This is a genomic window from bacterium, assembly GCA_008933615.1.
Lineage (GTDB): Bacteria > CLD3 > CLD3 > SB21 > SB21 > SB21.
In genome coordinates this window covers 81,231-101,496 of sequence record WBUR01000009.1, presented here as the reverse complement: position 1 = coordinate 101,496, position 20,266 = coordinate 81,231, and the positions used below count along the sequence as shown (strand labels likewise).

Here is a 20,266-nt window from a genome sequence, read left to right as displayed (position 1 = left end):
GCATTATATACATTTGTTTCAGAAATGGTACCATCAACGTGAGCGATCTTAAATGGAAATCCGGTCGGGGAGGCGATGGGATTGGTAAAAACCCGCGTCTGATTGATTAGAACTTGTCTCAGAGCTTTCTTTTTTAACTCAGTCTCCATTCCGGATTCATCACATAAGGCGAACGCAGTTCCTACTTGTATTCCGGCGGCGCCTTCTTCCAGCGCTTTTTTTAATTGAGCGTGATGTCCGTACGATCCTGCGAGCCAGAACGGAAGACCGAATTCCCTTATTTTGTCCAGGCCGATGGTGTCCTTTTCACCGTAGACTGGTTCGCCTTCACGGCTTAATTTCATCGTGCCTCGTGGCGGTGCGTTGTGTCCGCCTGCGGTCGAAGCTTCGATCACAAACCCGTCAACGGCGCCTTCACTGCGTTTAAGCAAGACCTGAGCAAGTACAGACGAAGAGATAATCGGCAGGAACTTTGGGCGTTTGAGCTTTCCCGCTAACTTAGAAATACCCGGGAAGGTTTTTTCCGGATCGAAGTGTACGCGCACATCGTCCTCCGGTGCGGCGCCTTGCACATCGAGGCGATAGCTTACCGGCTGGTGGGTTGAAAGTTTATCAAGTATAGCCGCAATCTGTGTCGGGATACCCGCTCCCATCAATACATAGTCCACTCCAGATAACATCGCGCCGTAAAGCGAAGCCAGCGTTGGCATCTGAACCTTTTCAAGTAAATTAATTCCGACAACGCCGTTATGGTTTTCTTTAGCAAGAAACACTTCAATATAGTTTGCGATAACATTGAGGCGGTCGACAAATCCCGATGAAGCAACGGTAGACGTGGGAGTCGATTTGTAAGACGCATTCGGCGGTTTTCCTCCGGGGATGAAGTAACGGTCCAGTATGTCCTGTACCGCATCCGGGATTGAGAAATGAGCAATGGCCCGGCGCAAATTGCCGGCCAGATCGCCGTCCATCAAACGCCGGGTGAGGACGCAGCTGATGCCCGTCCCCGAAACGACGCCCAGTTGGCCTAGTTGTGATACGGTTTTCGCAAGCCGCCAATCGGATATTGCGACGCCCATGCCGCCCTGAATTATGGTTGGCAGAGGTAATGACATACAGGACATGGGAGATTCCTTACTTTCAAAAAATGAATTTTAATGATGAATATTTTTCGGTTTGAATATTTTATGAGCAATCTTAATAATAAACCAACGCGGGAAAAACCGCTGTAAGTGTATCATAGCATGATTCATAAAGCCTTCGATCGCAATATTGTTATTCCGACGCAGCGCTTTTACCGCTACGCGCGCAACCTGTTGCGGCGTGGCTGCACGAGAGCGAATGCGCACTTTCTGCGATCCGGCGGCAACCTGAAAATTGGTTTTTGTTCTTCCGGGACATAATGCGATAAATCGAACATGTGTATCTTGATATTCTGAAGAAAGCGCTACAGTAAAATTGGTCACGAATGCTTTAGTTGCCGCATAGGCGGCCATGAATGGAACAGGCTGAAAACTCGCAGTGGAGGACACATTCATGATAGCCCCGTGATTATTGGAAATCATTGGAGGCAAAAACCGATAGGTTAATTTAACCAAAGCTTTGATGTTCAAGTCGATCATCTCGATCTGTTTCTCAATTGGGGAATCATGAAAGAACCCATAACCGCCGAATCCTGCATTATTAATCAGCATATCTATTTTGATATTTCTTCTCTGCAGCTCATTCCATAACACCTCATCCGCGTTGCCGGCCAGGAGATCCTGTGCGATAGGAATCACTTCTAAGCCACCTGCGCTGAGTTCTGCCGCAAGCGATTCCAATTTGTCACCGGAACGGGCAACTAAAACCAATGCGACATTTTGTTTTGCCAATTCACGCGCTATCGCTTCTCCAATTCCTGATGAAGCGCCGGTGATAAGGGCTGTAGAAAATTGTAATCCCGGCATGTATATCTAAATTCCGCTTTCTAGTTACATTTGCTGTAGGAATCCGTGGGCAAACTTACCATGCAGGTAGAGGATTCAAGAAGAAAAATAATGGTAATAATAATAAGCAAGGATAGCAAAATTTATATACTTATTCAACAAAAACATTGCGCAAAAAGCGGCGGGATTTCTTGATTATTGGGCTGAAAATGATTACTTTTTTTAGAAAACCTTCCTAAAAATCTTATCATTTCTTGTTTCATGCGTTACAGAAAAATTATTCAAGCAATCGTAATTCTGTTGTTTTTAAGCCGAACCGTATTTGCTTCATTTGACACCAAAAAGGGCGCGCGGCCGTTGGGTATGGGTGGAACCTTTGTTGCGGTCGCCAATACCGGCGACGCCATGTATTATAATCCGGCTGGACTATGGCAGATCGGTAACCCATATGCGCAGGCTTATTATTCAGCACCTTTTAACCTGAAAGATCTTGGCACCACGGCATTCAATTTTACTTACCCGAGTTCTTTTGGAAATGGCACGATCAATTTTGAATCGTATGGTTCAGATCTTTACAGGGAAACGACGTTTGGCCTAGCCTTTAGCCGAAGCTTTAGAGAAAAACTAATTTATGGCGTCGTTCTCAATTATGATCACTTGAATATTAAAGACGCCGGATCAGCCGGAACCATTGGATGCGATATGGGGCTGATGTTTAGGCCTCACGAAATGGTGACGCTGGGTTTTGCCGCACGTAATATTAACAGGCCGAAAATTGAAGGGGATGCATTGCCTCAAACTTTTTCTATGGGAACCGGTATTCGAATGATTGACCACCTATTGCTTAATGTGGATGTATACAAAGATATTAAATTTCCGACCGACGTTCGTTTTGGCGCCGAATATCAGTTCTTTGAAAAACTGTTCTTACGAGTTGGTATGGCAAGAGAACCGTCGCTGTTTTCCGCAGGATTAGGGTTTGACTTTGGGAAAGGAGCGGTCGATTATGCAATATATTCCCATCCCGATCTCGGAGTTACGCATGCTGTTTCCGCGTCATTTCATATAAAACGTCTGCCTGCGCGTGTGATAAAAAGCAACTACCGATAACGGCCAATTGACATCATACATATAACGCCAGCGTTACTAATCTTTATGCTCAGGTATCAGTTAATCCTTGTTTTTTTGAGTACTATGTCCTTGCACGCGCAGGATGGACAAGATTCTGCAAGCATCGACAGCTTAACACGTGATTATTTATTTAATGTTACCACGGATGATGCAGAGGAAAGAATATTAGACAGTTATTCAGAATCGTCAGATGCAACGCTGATTTCGGAAGAACTTGACTATTTTAAGCAAAACCCTGTTGATATTAATACCGCTTCCCAAAGCGAATTAGAACAAATCCCGGGGCTCTCTCCGATACTGGCAAAGGCGATCTCGGATTACCGTAAACATAAAGTTTTTATGTTGGAACGGGATTTGCTAAAAATTCCGAACTTCACGCGTGAGGCCTTTGTTCAGGTCAAAGATTTCATTACGGTTAATCCTCTCGTGCGCGCTAAAAGGTATGCAGTCGATTATCGTCAACGCGCCAAGCGTAACATAGAAGAAAGTAGAAATTTTCAAGATGAAAAATACGATGGAAGCATCTATCAGTTTTATGAAAGGATCAATGCCGACTACCGGCCATTTTTGAAACGCCCGCAAGCGCAAATACGTGCGGGGGCTGTATTTGAAAAAGACCCCGGTGAAAAAAAATTAAATGACCATCAGGTGGGGTTCGTTGAATTGCGGGATTTTCCATTTATTCGAAAATCAGTCATTGGAAATTATCAACTGGAATTTGGCCAGGCGGTGTCGATGTGGAGTTCGTCGGGGATGTCCAAAAGCAGCGAAGCGGTCGGGTCTGTCAAGAAAAAGGCTCGCGGGATCAGCGCATATAATTATGCAACGGAAAACGCCGGTTACTTTGGAGCGGCGGCGCAATTCGATCTGAGGAGCATTGAGCTATTAAAAAATGTTGATGTCACGGGATTTTATTCGTATTCAAATTTGGACGCTTCATTTGATTCAGACGGATCGGTGAATTCAATCATCATCGACGGATTGCACCGCGACAGCGGTGAGGTGTCAAAGAATAATTATTTACTGGAAACTGTGGAAGGCGCAAATGTCGCTTACCATTTCGGCATGTCCAAGATCGGCGTGACTTTTTATGGCCAGCAATTTGACCGAAGATTTATTACCGGCGACAGCGTAAGGAGTTTATATAATTTTGCAGGCTCTAGCAACAACGTGATCAGTTTGCATCACGACGTGTACGTTGGCAATATAAATTTCTTCGGGGAGGCGGCGAAGGATAAAAGAGACCATTTTGCCTGGAATTCAGGAATCCAGGGATATTGGCCAAAAGCTGAATGGGTTATTTTTTATAGGAACTATTCGAAGGATTTTCAAAGTTTACACGGCTATGCTTTTGGAGAACAAAACGGCAAAACACAAAACGAAGAGGGCATGTATCTGGGACTGAAGGTAAGGCCAAAACGCGGAACGACCATTCAGCTTTTTTACGATATTTTTCGCTATCCGTGGCGCTCGTATGATGTGCCGAAGCCGGTAACGGGCGATGATTTCCTTGCGAAAGTGGAACAGAGGGTCTGGTCGCGGATCGTTGCACAGATTCAATTTAAGAATGAGCGAAAAGACCGATCCGTTAAAACGCTGGATATTCTGGGACGCGATATCACGGTCGTTGAAAAAGAAATAGTCACCAGAATGCGTTACCAATGGGATGTAGACATTTCTCGAGAGGTCCGTCTGCGTTCCCGCGTTGAGAAAGCGTGGTACGAAATTGAAAATATTTCAGGCACCAAGGAAACCGGAATATTGTTTTATGAAGAAATGCGCGTCATCTTGAGAAAAGGGCTGGCCGTTTACGGAAGATTGAGTTTTTTTGATACGCACAGTTTTAATACAGCAATATATGAATATGAAAATGACGTCGACGGTGTCTTTGCAAATACCGCATTTTCGGGGAAAGGGAAACGCTGGTATATCCTGCTGAAATATGTTGTGAAAAAAAATATAAACGTCGGAGTTAAATATTGGGAGCTTTACCGCGATGACCTGGAGCAGATCGGTTCGGGAGGAGACGCTATTCATGGAAATATATTGAGAAAAGTAACGATGTCGATGGATTTGAGTTTTTAGAAAATGTGCAACCAAATGAAACGCAGAAATGAGACAGGCATGACGCAAAAAATAATGATAGTATTTGTTGGATTATTTCTGATGGCAGAAGTTGGCTTGGCGCAGGTGCCAGAACTGATAGTTCAAACCGGCCACACAAATGCCGTCACGTCCGTGGCATTCAGCCCCGACGGAAAATACATTGCAAGCGGAAGCTACGATTGGTCGACGAAAATATGGGATGCGGAATCGGGTAAGGAACTGAGAACGTACACATCAACCAATATTTTTTCCGTTGCCTTCAGCCCCGACGGAAGACTGCTGGCGTCCGCCGGAAGCGATTCTACAGTTAATGTATATGACGTCATCAATCATACAAAAATCGGCAGTGTGCACGGCGACAATATGGTGCAGGGTTTGAGTTTCAGCCCGGACGGAAGTATGCTGGCAACTGGACACGGTTATCCGTTGTGGTATAAGGAATTGACAAACGTGGAGACGGACGACTATGCCGTTCGCCTTTGGGATGTGGCATCTTTTAATCAGCTCAAAGAGTTTAGCGGACATACGCAACTGGTTACTTCGATTTCGTTCAGCCCGGATGGCAGGCACATGGTAAGCGCGAGCCAGGACAGTACAATTCGTATTTGGGACCTCGGCAGCGGTGAACAAATATTTAAGATGACGGAGCATATCGGTGCGGTTAATCAGGTTTGCTACAGCCCCGATGGGTTTTTTATAGCGAGCGCGGGCGAAGACAGTACGATCCGATTATTTTACGTCGCGAACGGCAAACAGATCATATCAATGAAAGCGCCTGATGGAGCCGTAAAGGCTCTGAAATGCAGTCCGGACGGGCGCTACATCGGCTCCGGCGGACAGAACGGCGCGCTGCGCCTTTGGGATCTTTGGACGGGAGAAATTTCAGAAACGATCGGGATTCACGATGCGGCGGTATCATCCATTGATATAAGTTCAGATGGAAAATGGTTAGTCAGCGGAAGCTGGGATCAGACCATAAAAATATGGAACCTGGAAGATTTATCTGACGGGCCATCGCTGGAAGGATATGCAGAGGGTAATCATTCAGTAGCGATCGACCGATCGGGAAAATTTCTTGCCAGCGGAAGCAAAGATCATTCGGTTAAAGTTTGGAATCTAGAATCGGGTAAATTACGCACGGCTTTTTTAGGACATACACTTCCTGTTTATCCCGTAGCGTTTTCAAAAGAAGACAAAATTCTGATCAGTAGCGGGTTGGATTCGAGTACTATTTTCTGGGATATGGGCACGCGAAATAAAATCCGCAGTTTCAAAGCGCATACGGCGATCACCTGTATGGCCGTTAACGACAAAAAAAATTATATCGCGTTGGCCGGAAAGGACAGCGTCATCAAAGTATGGAATTTGAGCAGAGGAAAACCTATTCAAACGCTATCAGGGCATTCGGATATTATCTGGTCATTAGCCGTTACGCCCAATGACAGCTTATTGGTAAGCGCTAGTTATGACAAAACGATCAAGTTCTGGGATGTTAAAAGCGGGCGATGTGTAAGGACGGTTCAGGATTCATCCGTATCCAACGCAATTTGTATCAGCCCGAACGGGCAATACCTCGCTAGCGGTTCCGGATTAATTGTTGATTTGCACCAAAATGAACCCATTTTTTACGGATTGTGGGGAAGCAATGGCGGCATGATGTTCAGCCCGGATGGAAAAATCCTGGCCGTTGGTGATAATAGGATTATTCGCATTATTGAAACAGGCACGTGGAAAGAATTAAGGCAATTAGCAGGCCATGTAAGTTATATTAACGGGCTTACTTTCAGCAAAGACGGAAAATTCTTATACACCGTGAGCACGGACGCGCGCACAATCATCTGGGATGCGGCAACGGGGCGGCAATTGATCAGTTTGACGGTAATCGGCCAGAAGGATTGGGTGGCAGTTGCTCCTGACGGGCGATTTGACGGTACTTCGGAGGGCATGAAGAAAATGCATTATGTTCAAAATCTCAATTCAATTCCACTGGACGCGTTATTTGAAAAATTTTATACGCCGGATCTTCTTAAGCAAATTTTGACCGGCGACAAAAACTATGCGATAACAAAAGCGTCCGACATAAATAAAGGCATCAAACTTCCGCCGAAAGTTCGCATAGACCGTCCGGGTAACATGTCCGAAGTGGAAAGCGAAGGAATAGAAATAGAAATCACGGCCACCGAATCAACGGGCGATATCGATGAAGTGCGGTTATATCAAAACAGCAAACTAGTTTCCGACAATCAGGTCACGAGCAGGAAATTGTCAAATCTTGGCAAGAAGCTGACGCTGACGTATTATATTCCGTTGGTTCCGGGGGCGAACAACTTGCTTGTTACGGCTTTCAATCGTGATCGAACAGAATCGAATCCTTACGAAATTACGGTGGAAAGGAAGTCATTGGAGGCAAGCTCGAATTTGTACATATTATCCATTGGAATTAATAAATATAAAAACTCGAACTATACATTAAAATATGCGCGGCCCGATGCGCAGGCTTTTGAAAAAGCGATCGAACAATCCGGACAAGCTATTTTCAAACAGATCTTCAAGCACACGCTGTATGATGCCGATGGATTGAGGGGCAATATAGAATCGGCAATTCACAGGATCATGGGTGAAGCAAAACCTGAAGATGCATTCATATTGTATTATGCGGGACACGGGGTCATGAGCGAAGGCGATTCAAATAAAGCGCCGGAATTTTATCTCATTCCGCACGACGTCACTAAATTATATGGTGATGAAGAAGGCCTGGCAGCAAGAGGCGTATCGGCAAATCAACTTAAAGAGTTCTGCACGCAGATCAAAGCGCAAAAGCAGATCATCGTTTTTGATGCATGCCAGTCGGGCGGCGCAGTGGAGTCGTTTTCCAACCGCGGTGCGGCGAATGAAAAAGCCATTCTGCAGTTGGCGCGAAGCGCCGGATTGGTGGTACTGTCCGCCACCGGAACGGAGCAATTTGCGGCTGAATTCAAACAGCTGGGCCACGGTGTTTTTACGTATGCTTTACTTAAAGGCTTAAGCGGTGAAGGCGACGGAAATAAAGACGGCAGAATCACGGTAAAAGAACTCGAAGCGTATTTAAATGACAGAGTACCTGAACTTACAAAAAAGTATCGCGGAACGGCGCAGTATCCGAATAGTTATGCGCGCGGCCAAGATTTTCCCATTGGCGTCGTTAAATAATAATAAAAAAGAGCGTTTTATTTATTTATGATGAGAATAAGAATATTTTTTGTTAGTTTGACTCCAATGTTTCCATTTTTTTTAAGGAAAGAAACGCGCAAATGACGAACCGTATGATCCTTATTGCCGTACTCGTTATGTACACAGGATGCGCCAAAAAGAATACGGCCACGACGCCTGAAGGATTGACTCTGGAGCGTATGACTACGTTGGCGTGTTACGACGGACAGCCAAAAATGTCACCGGACGGTAAGTTTGTTGCTTACATTTCGACGCAAATTGGCGATAAGCACGTATTCATCTACAACATGGATGACGGCAGCATACATCCGTTAACGGCCAATGAAGGTGTTGACGAGGGCGCTGACTTTTCGCCCGACAATGAACGCATCGTTTTCTCATCGCATATTCTGGGGCAAAGTGATTTGTGGATCATTGATAAACAAGAGAAAATGACCCAGGTGACGAAAACGGATAATGCAGATGAATTCAGCCCGGCCTGGGCATCCGACGGGAAATCAATATTTTTTGTGAAGCATGACAGTAATTACAAAATATGCAAAGTGAACACGCAAAATTTTTCAAACGTTGTGGTTCTCTATGAAGACATATTGCCGATAGATAAACTAAGTTTAAGCTCGTCCGGCAATAAAGTTTTTTTTCAGCGGAATGAAAAAAACCATACTGATATTTGTTATGTTGATAGCGAGGGAAAGGATTTTACTTCATTTATTCGCTCGTCGTTCGATGAAAAGCACCCTTCCATTTCTCCCAACGGGAAATGGATGGCCTACGTGTCGAATGCTACGGGCTTTTACGAAGTATATATTACGCCGACGGATCGGTTTCATCCCGTCGCCGTAACGAGTTCGTCGCAGGATCATTTTTTTCCAAGCTGGAGTTCGGACGGAAAAAATATTCTGTTTGAATCGCTTCCCAATTGGGATATTAAGATCATCGATGTAGAAACTCAAAAAGATTCCATGTTGGTTGATCAGATAGCCAACGATGAATCGCCCGTCTTTACGCCCGATGGGCAATATGTTATTTTCAATTCCGATCGGTTGGGCAAAAAAACTATTTTCAGTTTGAATCTAAAAGACGGAAAACAAACGCAGTTGACTAATGCCAAACAAAATGATTTTGATCCTGATATTTCGCCTGATGGAAAGGAAATGATTTTTACATCCGACCGAACGGGTTGTCTGAATATTTGGATCACAAAATTGGTTTTGGATTCCGCCTCAACGCAGGCGCCGTACCTGCTTGCAGTAACGGATGATTCTGTCAATTCATACCAAGCGCGGTATTCGAAAGGCGGCGATAAAATTGTTTATGTTTCCGAAAAAGCAGGCAATCCGGATATCTGGATTAAGGATTTGAAATCAAACAAAACGCAGCAGCTTACGATAGACGGACAGAACGAACTGGCGCCGAGTTTTACCGATGGCGATCAAACCGTTTTATTTCAGGCGGATTGGGCAAAAAAATGGAGTATCTGGAAAACGCCTTCCGAGGGAGGGTTGCCCCTTCCGGTCACACGGGATAAATTACCCTACGGAAAAGACGAAGAGCCTGTCGTCTCGCCGACGCATGCGATCGTCGCATTTACGCGCAGTTGGTATGACGACCGCGACGTGTGGATCATGACGACTTCCGGCGGGGAAAAAACCACGCGCACGCTGACGAAGGACAATACCAATCAGGAAAAGCACGGACGCTGGTCGCCGGACGGGAAACGCGTCGTGTTTCAGGCGGGCAACAATACGGACGTGTGGATGATCGACGTGACGTCTTTGCTTAAATAAAAAATCAGAAATCAAAAATTACAAATGGAAAACGTTTAAATCTGATTTGTCATTTTGATTTTTACATTTTAATATTTGAATTCAAAAGGAGTTTTGAATGGCGGTTATCGGAACATCGGCTGTTAAATGGAATCCGGAGAAATTCAAGAAGAACGAATCCTTCATGGACAAGCTGGTTGAACAGTTAAAATCTGAAGAAGAGGTCATTCAACAAGGCGGCGGGCCGAAGAATATCGAAAAGCAGCATCAGAAAAAACGGTTGACTGCGCGGGAGCGCATCGCCAAGTTAATCGATGTGGACACCTATTTCATGGAACTGGGGCTTTTCTGCGCTAACGGGATGTACGAAGAATTCGGCGGATGTCCTGCAGCAGGCAACATCATCGGTGTCGCGATGATTCACGGCAAAGAGACGATGATCGTCGCTCACGATGCTACCGTCAAAGCGGGCGCACATTTTGAAATGACGGTCAAGAAGACGTTGCGCGCGCAAGAAATCGCGATGAAGAATAATATTCCGATCGTGTATCTTGTGGATTCCGCAGGCGTTTTTCTTCCATTACAAGATCAGGTCTTCCCGGACGAAAATCATTTCGGCAGAATATTTTATAATAATGCGCGCCTGAGCGCGATGGGCGTCACGCAGGTTGCAGCCGTGATGGGGCCGTGCGTGGCCGGCGGCGCGTATTTACCCGTGATGTGCGATAAATTCATCATGACCGAAGGCTCGAGCTTGTTTCTCGCCGGGCCGGCGCTTGTCAAGGCGGCCATCGGGCAGGTGATCGATCTGGAAACGCTCGGCGGCGCGAGTACGCACAATGCGATCAGCGGTACGGCGGACTATCACGAACCTAATGACGAAGCCGCGCTGGAACGCATACGTGGTATATTGGGGAAAGTGAGCCATAAACCGCAGGCGTCATTTAATAAGATTGCATCGGAGAAACCGTTCTTTTCTCCGGACGAAATTCACGGCATCATTCCCGAAGGCGTAGGCCAATACGATATGCGCGAGATCATCGCGCGCATCGTCGACCGGTCGGAATTGGATGAATATAAATCGACGTACGGAAAAACGATATTGACCGGCACGGCGCGCATCGGCGGCTACGCGATAGGGATCGTAGCCAATCAAAAAACGGTGCAGCGCACGGCCAAAGGCGAGATGCAGATGGGCGGCGTGATGTACAACGAAGCCGCCGACAAAGCGGCGCGGTTTGTGATGAACTGCAATCAGGACGGTATTCCGATTTTATTTTTGCATGACGTAAACGGATTCATGGTCGGTCGCGACGCGGAACATGCCGGCATTGCCAAAGACGGCGCGAAGATGGTGAATGCGGTTGCTAATTCCGTCGTACCGAAAATTACCATCGTCATCGGCGGAAGTTACGGAGCGGGAAATTACGCGATGTGCGGGAAAGCGTACGATCCGCGGTTCATCTTTGCATGGCCGACGGCGAATATTTCCGTCATGGGCGGTTCTCAGGCGGCTTCGACGATCACGGAAATTCGTCTATCGGGAAAACAGGTGAGCGAGGAAGAAAAAAACAGAGTGTACGAAGAGATACGATCCAATTACGAAAAGCAAGGCAATCCGCGCTACGCCGCCGCGCGCCTGTGGGTCGATGCGATCATTTATCCTAAAGAAACGCGCGAAGTTCTCATCCGATGTCTCGATACCGCGATGAATAATCCGAATGTTCCTCCGCCGAATTTTGGGGTACTGCAGGTGTGATCGAAGGGATGCAATGAAAGATGATAAACTATTTTACTAAAAGTAATTTTCTAGTCTTCGCTGTTTTATCTATTTGCAATCTGTAAAAATATAATCCACTTGAAACTCTGCTGCCTCTATCATTGGTTCCATTCCAAACGACTTGATACGTTCCGGCCAATTCCTTCCGATTTACCAATGTTCGAATTTCCTGACCGAGAATATTGTAAATCTTCAGGGTCACTTTCCCATCGGCCGGTAAGTCATAACGTATCGTCGTTTCCGGGTTGAAAGGATTAGGGAAATTTTGATTAAGCTTGAGGATTTCAGGAGGTACTCCGGGTGCATTGAGTTCAACTGATCCGTTCTGATTAAATACGAGAATTTCTCCTTCCATTGCTAACCAAACGTTTCGGGTATCCGCCTTAATGATGTAATTCAAATCCTCCCACGGATAACCCGCATCAATAGTGTATTTTGTCCAATTCTCTCCATCAAAACAAATGAGCTCATGGGCGATACCTTGGGTTGCAATCCATATTCGGTCATTGTAATCAATTTCAACGGATCTAATGTCAATAGAGGTCATTGGTGAATTTGTCGAACCATACGCTGTCCATTTTGATCCGTCAAAACTCACCAGTCCGGCGCCGGTCGCGATCCATTTAGTGTTCTTTTTATCAATAACAATTTTTCGAATTGCATTCGAATTCAACCCTGAATTGTTGACAGTATAGCTCGTCCAATTCTTCTGATCCCATACTGAAATGCCCACATTCGTCCCGATCCACAATACGCCGGACGGATCGGAAGCAATGGTTGAGACAAATAAGGAATTTGAAGGAGCATAGGATGAAAATGTTGAGCCGTCAAACTTAACAAGGCCTGCATCCTGTGTGCCTATCCAAACGATTCCATTTTTGTCAACATGAATTGCGTCGATCCTAAGTGATGGTAAGTCTGAATTATGTTTATTATAAACGGTCCAATTTTCCCCGTCAAAGTGGGCTAAGCCGCCTTCCAAAGTGTCGCCATTGAAAATGTAGGGTTCATCATATTCATAGTAACCCCACGGCCATCTGACGCTGAGCCAGAGATTGTCCTGCCGATCCAAGGCTATGGCGCGAATATCATTAGCAGGCAGACCTGAATTAGAAAAATTATAGGTTTGCCAAGTGCTCCCATCAAACCTTGACAAGCCAAGATCGGTTCCAAACCATTTGTTGCCCTTGCGATCTATGTCGATGCAATGGATATCGTCCGAGAGTACCTCATAGCCATAAAAAGCAATACCTGACGAAGTTAATTTGGTTAACCCATACCCGTTCCCGGCCGACCAGACATTTCCCTGATCATCTACGGCAAGCTGATTTACGTCGTCATCCTGGCCATAATAACTAGTATTAAATGTAGTGTAATTGTCACCATCAAATTTTATAATTCCTGTTCGTCCGCCGCCCATATAAACATTTCCGCTCTGGTCTGTAGTAATGCATTCCACGTATCCATAAGAAGCAATAGTTTGAACCGACCAAGAAAACCCATTAAATATGTGGAGTTTGTATGAACTTTCGACCACATACACCTTTTCATCGAAGCCGACTTTAACGCATGATAAATAACTGCCATCCAAGGTTGAATTAGATGAGTCGTAGATCGTCCATTGGGTTCGATCAAATTTTACCAACCCGCCGTCAGTCGCAAGCCATATATTACTATGGTTGTCAACAGCAATGCCATTTATATTAAATGGCGGAAGACCTGAGTTTGTAGGTGTGTAAATTGAATATTGCGTACCATCAAATTTAACTAAAGTGTCGTGCTTGCAAAACCAGACATGACCGAGTGTATCTGTCTTGATATCCCAAAAATTCCTGACAGGGGTATTTGTAAAGTTTGTGAAATCTTTTCCGTCATACATCGAAAGCCCCTCAATGTCGTTGAACCAGAGCCGATGTTTTCTGTCAACAGCGAAAGGAAAATAGTATCCGTCACGCTTAATCGTTTCAAAAGTGCCCGTAGTTTTGTCAAACCGGGCTAAGGTGTTATAACCGGCCGCAACCCAAACATAGTTACTGTCATCTGCGACATAACCGGAATAATTTCTGTAATAAAAGTGCTGCCAGTTTTGATCCTGGGTGAATGATGGGGTAATTATTATTAACGATTGGATGTAGAGCAGGGCTGAGAAGGTGAGAATTTTTTTCATACAGACTCCATGGTTTGTCTTAGATATATAGTGTCAAACCATGTGTAAAACTTACAACATATTTTTCTAATTACAAAAAAATTATGATCGGTAACGAACAAGTCGTTTTACTGCAGTTCCCCGTCCTCGTCGATATTGAGTACGTAGATATCGGCATTCCCATGTCCGAAACTGAAGGTGTAACCGGCGACGACGTAGCCTCTATTTGTAGGTTGTATCGAAAGCCCGATATCCTGCTTTTCGCCGCCGTACGATTTGACCCAAATCACATTTCCCAATGGATTGATCTTAACGATGAGCGCCTGATAATCGCCGGCGAAGTTATCCAAAAGGGTTTCCCCGGTAATGATATAGTTGCCGTCGCTTGATGGGGTAATACAATATGATTCTTCGTATGTCGTAAAGCCAATAATGTTCGCCCACGCCACATTACCGTTGGTTTCGAATTTCACCAAATAGATCTGGTAATTGCCGAGTCCGACGTAGATGCGCCCGGTTGTGATAAATCCGCCGTCAGGTGTTTGGACGACGGAAACGCCTTCATCCTGCGCGCCGCCGGACGTTGAAAACCATATCTGATTGCCGTCGGAATCGATTTTCAACAGGAAAGTGGCGTACACGCTTGCGCCAAAACTCGACGTTCTGCCGGTAACAACAAATCCGCCGTCCGCCGCGTTCTTAATGTCGAAGGCGCGATCACTGCCGGTGCCGCCGTAGGTCTTCGTCCACTTGAGCCGTCCCTGAGCGTCCACTTTTATCAGCATCACATCGCCTTGGCCCTGGCCATAACTTTCCGTCGTTCCGGCAATAACTATCCCGCCGTCAGGTAATTCGACAAACGAGCGTCCATCTTCATTATAAGTTCCTCCGAAGTGCCGTGACCACAACACGTTGCCCTGCTTATCCGTCTTGATACATAGAATATCATTGTTACCGGGTTTTATGGAAACTGTTCCAACCATGATGAAGCCGCCGTCATTGGATTGCCGGCCTTTATATCCTTTGTCGATATTTGCGTTTCCAAAAGTTTTTGACCATTGGATTTTATAATGCCTGTCGGTTTTGATCGCATACATGTCATAGTTGTCGCGGATACTGTTGGTATAACCCGTGATAAAATAGCCGTCATCACGCGTCTGTACAATAGACTGCCCATAGTCTTCACCGCTGAAACCCAAAGTAGTGCCTGCCGGCGCTTCGGGGCCGAAAGTGGACTTATGATCGCAGGACATCGCGCATGTCAACGCCATGACGAGAGATAGGCGAAGAGTGAATTTTGTGACGCTTATTTGTTTCATCTTACCTGCTCTTCGGAATACTGAGTTCCAGGCTAAGGCCAAGTGTATAAACGCGCGGAAAATAGAGTTGATTTTTTTGCGAATACGACGTCACTTTCCCGTTACTGACTTCGCGTTTCCATGCGCGCTGGCGGATATTTTTGTGATCATACAGATTGATAATTCCGCCGTAAGTAACAAGATAGATCTGATTAAGATTCCAGCGTTTTTCAAGTTTAATGTCCAAAGAGTGAAATAGGGGAAGGCGTCCGCTGTTTTTTGTTTCCGTCAAATAATATATGCGGCTGTCGGTGACGGAACTGTCGCCGAGAATGCGTACGCTGCTGGGCGTGTAGGGATCGCCGGTATGCAGGCGAAATAAGGTACTCAGGGACAAGCCATGTCCGAAATTGTAAATATTGTTGACCGCGAGAGAATGCGTTCGATCCAGATCTCTGGGTGCGGTAATATTCAGGTGGTTCCTGATCCGGCTGACGGAAAAGGAGTAGCCGACGCTGAGCAGATTAAAAGCGCTGTATCGTTTTTTGAAGAATAGGTCAAATCCTGCAGCATAACCCGATTGCGTGTTATATGGCTTGTCAACTATGCCGACGCCTTCGATACGGTTGGAAAAATCAAAATTGTAATCGTCATTCAGCCGGGGATAATCCTTATAATAAATCTCGGCTGTGATTCCGGAATTAGGATCGGGAGCATACGCCGCGCTCATAACGTAATGGATACTCTTCTCAGGCTTCGAATATAATTTGTACTGATTATCGTACGCTTTCATTTTCTGAAAATTATCCGGCTGATAGTACCATCCGTACGCCCATTTGAAATTCAATTGGTCGCTGTATTCATAACTGAGCGCGGCCCGCGGCGCAATCTGCGGCGCATCCGTATAACTCTGGCTGGAGAGGCGAGCGCCCAAGAGCACGTTGATATTGTCGGAAAACCGGTAAGTGTCCTGCGCGTATCCGGATGCGGTATATCCTTCTGTCTTGGAGTCAACAAAGATAACGTCCGTTGAAATGGCGTACGGCGTGGTTTCTGTAGGATTAACCCGGAATTCCCGGTAGAAATAATCATTAAAAAAAACGTTGCCATCCAACCCAAATTCTAAAGTGTGGTCATTGTGCCATTTCCAATAATGATCCTGTTTGAAAGTTACAATTTTTGTAGAACGCCGGTCGGCGTTATCGTCAGTAAAACTGCCGTCAAAAGAAAAGTCGGCATGTTTGTCCAGATTTTGAAACCCGACGGTTGTTGAATAATACCGTCGTTCATTGTTAAGTTTATACCAATTCAGCCAGACATAATAATTCATTTTATAACTGTCGAAAAACTCGCGCCGCAGGAATGTGGAATCCTGTTTGTATTTGATCTCGTCCTTCAGAAACATGAAGTTGAGCGACAGGCGGTTCTGCGCATCCATTTTATAATCAAGTTTACTCCATAGATCGTACACCACCGTTGGAAAATTATTGTCGGACGCCTGTTCCAGCAGGTAGACATAACTTCTGCGGCCGCTGAAGAAAACGTTAACACGATCGCTGATGCGTTGATTCAATGCAGCCGATGCATTAGAAAAATCAATGGAGGCTTTGATGGAATCGTCGTCCACACGGTCGATGGTGTTGATCTTGAGAATACCGGACATCTTATCGCCGTATTTTGGGGCAAATCCGCCGGTGATAAGTTTCATATCTTTCACGAGATCGGAACTGATCACACTGTACGGCCCGTCGATTTCCTCCAGATGAAAAGGCTCGTATATTTCCAAATTGTCTATGATCACAGCCATCTCGTCGGGGTTGCCGCCTTTGATATGCGGCTTTGAACTCCACTCACTATTAGATACTCCGGGCACGACTTGCAGACTGCGGTACACGTCTTTGGAAAATATACTTGCGGAAGAGAGGATTTCCTGATTGGTAATAGTAGACGAGGCGCCTTCCTCGGATGACAATTCAATGACTCCTGGCGTGATCTCAATTGCTTCAAATACGATGGATTGTTCTTCCATGCTGACGTTTAGAAAGATGGTTATGTGTTTTTCAAAATTGATTTTCCGGGCCTGCTTTTTGTATCCCACACGGGTAAAAGAAACGGAATAAATTCCTTTGTTAAGATTGCCGATTTTGTAAGAGCCGGACGAATCGGTGATCGAGCCTCTTTGCAATTCCTGGATATACACATTTACGGCCGGTAAACCTTTGCCTGTGTAGAGGTCTTTGACTGAACCTTCAATGGAATAATTATTCTGCTGGGCGTAGACAGGCAGGGCAAAGATCAGTCCGAAAACAGTAATACACCGATTAGCTAAAGAAATCATGAATAAATGACTCCGGCTTAACCTTGGCAATAAGAAAAAAGGGTGCATACATTACGCTACAATTAGAACAATTGTTACTTAATTTAAAAAATATAAGTTCAATTTCAAGAAAAAATCTATCGTACGAAGTGCTCGCAATGAATTTATTGCGGAAATTCAAAAAAATGTGCTTTCATCTGCTTGACTTTTCGTCACTCGTGCCGTACTTTGAATGGAAGACCATCTCACTACAAATTATAATTCATGAACTCATTGACACCAGGGCGTCCGCTAATCCAAGTTCACGGGCTGAAAAAGCATTTTGTTTCATCGAAACTTTTTTTTTCAAAAAAAGTCCAAACTGTGAAAGCCGTTGACGGCGTATCCTTTGAAATTAGGCCTTCAGAGACTCTGGGACTGGTCGGCGAGTCGGGCTGCGGAAAGAGCACTACGGGAAGATGTATGCTGCGCCTCATCGAGTCTACCGGCGGCGATGTGTATTATGAAACGACAAACCTTTCGCGCATGGATCATCGGCAATTTCGGCCGTATCGGCGTCATCTGCAGATCATATTTCAGGATCCGTTCAGTTCTCTGAATCCCCGCATGAATATAGCATCCATGCTGCGCGAAATACTTCACGTGCATCAGCTTGCCGAAGGCGACAAGGCCGCGCGGCGGGTAAATGAACTTTTGGAGATGGTCGGACTTTCTTCGGCGCAGCGGTATAAATTTCCGCATGAATTTTCCGGCGGCCAGCGGCAACGAATCGGTATTGCGCGGGCGCTGGCGGTGGAACCTAAATTTATCGTGTGCGACGAACCTGTTTCGGCACTCGATGTTTCCATTCAGGCGCAGATCATTAATTTACTCGTTGATCTGCAGAAACAGCTTTCATTGACTTATTTATTTATTGCGCACGATCTGGCCGTAGTGCGTCATATATCTAATCGTGTTGCCGTGATGTATCTTGGCAAAGTGGTTGAGATGGCTGAGACGCGGCAATTATATATAAATCCGCTTCATCCGTATACGCAGGCTCTGTTGTCCGCCGTGCCTTCGCCGGACCCGGCATCGAAGAAACAACGCGTCATACTGAAAGGAGAAATTCCAAATCCATCCGATCCACCGAGGGGATGCGCCTTTCACACACGATGCCCAATTGCCAATCAGGAATGCAGAGAAATTCAGCCTGAATTAAGAGAAATAGAAAAAGATCATTTTGTCAGCTGTCATCTGGCCAATTAAACTATGATCAAACGATTAAAATTCAAATGTTAAACGGAGATTCTATTATGGAAGAAAAACAAATCAATTTCACCGAGAAGGATATCAATGAAGTAACGGTGATGTGTATCAAGGATGAGCGTCTCGACAGCCGGATATCGCACTTATACAAACAGGAATTCGTGAAAATGAAAGACGCAGGCATTCACGATGTGGTAGTGGATCTGTCGGACGTTGATTTTATTGACAGTTCGGGATTGGGATCGCTACTGCTCGGGCGACGGTTATTTACTGCCGATGAAGGCGACCTGCGGATCGTCGGAGCGCACGAAAAGGTCTCCAAGATGTTTGAGATCGCTAAACTGGACCGCGTTTTTGAGTTTTTCGATGATCTCGATTCCGCCGTCGAAAGTTTTAATGAAGCGGACGTCTAAGCCCGTATCGAATCCGATCCGACAGCGGTTTTGTGTGTTGACTTTATATGATTTTCTGTTTATTTTGCCCCATTCAAAAATCATTTCACTCCCTCGGTTAAACCTCATTATAACAGGTGGACAATGGAAGAAATTCTCAAGCGCTTAAGAAACGATACTCCCGGCGTGAGCGCCGTTGCATTAGTGAGTAATGACGGGCTCATCATCGCCTCGCTTCTGCCCGACAATATCGAAGACGAACGCGTTGCCGCCATTTCTGCGGCGCTGATTAATCAGGGCGAAACCAGCGCGGAAGACGCTATGCTCGGTGAAATGTCGCAGATATCCATTCACGGCAAAGACGGGTATATCATCATTACCCGCGCAGGCAAAGATACGCTGCTCACCGTTTTTACCACTACCAGCGCCAAACTCGGCCTCGTGCTTTACGACATTAATTGCGCCATGAAGGAACTCAAATCACACGTGAATTAGCGAAGGGTTGCCATGATATCGCACAAAGATTTTTTTGATCAGGTAATTGTAAATATTGAAAAAATAGCCGCCGGAACTTCCGTAGCAATCGTTTCCTCTGACGGGTTGGTTCTTCACTCAAACGTTAAAGATGAAACGGCCGAATCCCAGCTTGGTTCTTTTTCTTCCGTGTTTCTGGACGAAGGGAAAAAGATCTTTTCAGTTCCTGCTGACAATTCCACCGAATCAGCGAAAGAGGAAATTCAGACGACCGTTACCGTCGGCGGGAAACGCGTATTTGTTCTGACCCAACTGCTCAACGATGCCTTTTTAGTAATTCTGGGCGAAGATAAATCAAAAACGAATGAATTTCTCAAGAGATCGCTCGAAGAATCCGACCGCCTACAGGCGATGATACAAAAAGAAGAGATCGCTTTTTAATCTGCGTAAAATAATCCCTAATATAATAA

14 protein-coding genes are annotated in these 20,266 nt (G+C 45.5%); 9 read left to right on the top strand and 5 right to left on the bottom strand.

Annotated elements, in window-relative coordinates:
* The coding region (locus F9K33_05100; GenBank protein ID KAB2880556.1) for a nitronate monooxygenase at window positions 1-1,124 on the bottom strand (1,124 nt) is incomplete at its 3' end.
* Between the two features lie 30 nt (window positions 1,125-1,154).
* Window positions 1,155-1,949: an SDR family oxidoreductase gene (locus F9K33_05095; protein ID KAB2880555.1), complete on the bottom strand. Its 795-nt coding sequence runs from the start codon at window positions 1,947-1,949 to the stop codon at window positions 1,155-1,157.
* Between the two features lie 240 nt (window positions 1,950-2,189).
* Here F9K33_05095 and F9K33_05090 point away from each other — a divergent pair, with 240 nt between their 5' ends.
* The 5 genes from F9K33_05090 (at window position 2,190) to F9K33_05070 (ending at window position 11,900) form a co-directional block, all read left to right on the top strand.
* Complete coding sequence (locus F9K33_05090) at window positions 2,190-3,038, top strand: hypothetical protein (GenBank protein ID KAB2880554.1); 849 nt, start codon at window positions 2,190-2,192, stop codon at window positions 3,036-3,038.
* A gap of 45 nt (window positions 3,039-3,083) precedes the next feature.
* Entirely contained in the window at window positions 3,084-5,144 is a 2,061-nt protein-coding gene (locus F9K33_05085) for a helix-hairpin-helix domain-containing protein (protein KAB2880553.1), read from the top strand.
* A 3-nt stretch (window positions 5,145-5,147) separates the two neighbouring features.
* Window positions 5,148-8,354, top strand: coding sequence for a hypothetical protein (locus F9K33_05080; protein KAB2880552.1), 3,207 nt, complete (start codon window positions 5,148-5,150; stop codon window positions 8,352-8,354).
* A gap of 101 nt (window positions 8,355-8,455) precedes the next feature.
* A complete protein-coding gene (locus tag F9K33_05075) occupies window positions 8,456-10,162 on the top strand; it encodes a hypothetical protein (GenBank protein KAB2880551.1) in 1,707 nt (568 codons plus the stop codon).
* 97 nt (window positions 10,163-10,259) lie between these two features.
* Window positions 10,260-11,900, top strand: coding sequence for an acyl-CoA carboxylase subunit beta (locus F9K33_05070; protein ID KAB2880550.1), 1,641 nt, complete (start codon window positions 10,260-10,262; stop codon window positions 11,898-11,900).
* Between the two features lie 28 nt (window positions 11,901-11,928).
* On the opposite strand, the gene F9K33_05065 is transcribed toward F9K33_05070, so the two are convergent.
* The 3 genes from F9K33_05065 to F9K33_05055 form a co-directional block, all read right to left on the bottom strand.
* The gene (locus tag F9K33_05065) at window positions 11,929-14,088 is read right to left on the bottom strand and encodes a T9SS type A sorting domain-containing protein (GenBank protein ID KAB2880549.1); all 2,160 of its coding nucleotides are present in this window, start codon (window positions 14,086-14,088) and stop codon (window positions 11,929-11,931) included.
* Between the two features lie 107 nt (window positions 14,089-14,195).
* Window positions 14,196-15,386 (bottom strand): hypothetical protein, encoded by a 1,191-nt coding sequence (locus F9K33_05060; protein KAB2880548.1) that lies wholly within the window; start codon window positions 15,384-15,386, stop codon window positions 14,196-14,198.
* A 1-nt stretch (window position 15,387) separates the two neighbouring features.
* Window positions 15,388-17,751, bottom strand: coding sequence for a TonB-dependent receptor (locus F9K33_05055; protein ID KAB2880547.1), 2,364 nt, complete (start codon window positions 17,749-17,751; stop codon window positions 15,388-15,390).
* Between the two features lie 195 nt (window positions 17,752-17,946).
* Here F9K33_05055 and F9K33_05050 point away from each other — a divergent pair, with 195 nt between their 5' ends.
* The 4 genes from F9K33_05050 (at window position 17,947) to F9K33_05035 (ending at window position 20,237) form a co-directional block, all read left to right on the top strand.
* On the top strand, window positions 17,947-18,930 hold the full coding sequence (locus F9K33_05050; GenBank protein KAB2880546.1) for an ABC transporter ATP-binding protein: 984 nt from the start codon (window positions 17,947-17,949) through the stop codon (window positions 18,928-18,930).
* 26 nt (window positions 18,931-18,956) lie between these two features.
* Window positions 18,957-19,343 carry an anti-sigma factor antagonist gene (locus tag F9K33_05045; protein KAB2880545.1) on the top strand — a complete coding sequence of 129 codons (387 nt, stop codon included), beginning with the start codon at window positions 18,957-18,959 and terminating at the stop codon, window positions 19,341-19,343.
* Between the two features lie 123 nt (window positions 19,344-19,466).
* Window positions 19,467-19,817, top strand: a complete 351-nt coding sequence (locus tag F9K33_05040) for a hypothetical protein (protein ID KAB2880544.1) — start codon at window positions 19,467-19,469, stop codon at window positions 19,815-19,817.
* Window positions 19,818-19,829: 12 nt separating this feature from the next.
* A complete protein-coding gene (locus tag F9K33_05035; protein ID KAB2880543.1) occupies window positions 19,830-20,237 on the top strand; it encodes a hypothetical protein in 408 nt (135 codons plus the stop codon).
* Window positions 20,238-20,266 lie beyond the last annotated feature (29 nt).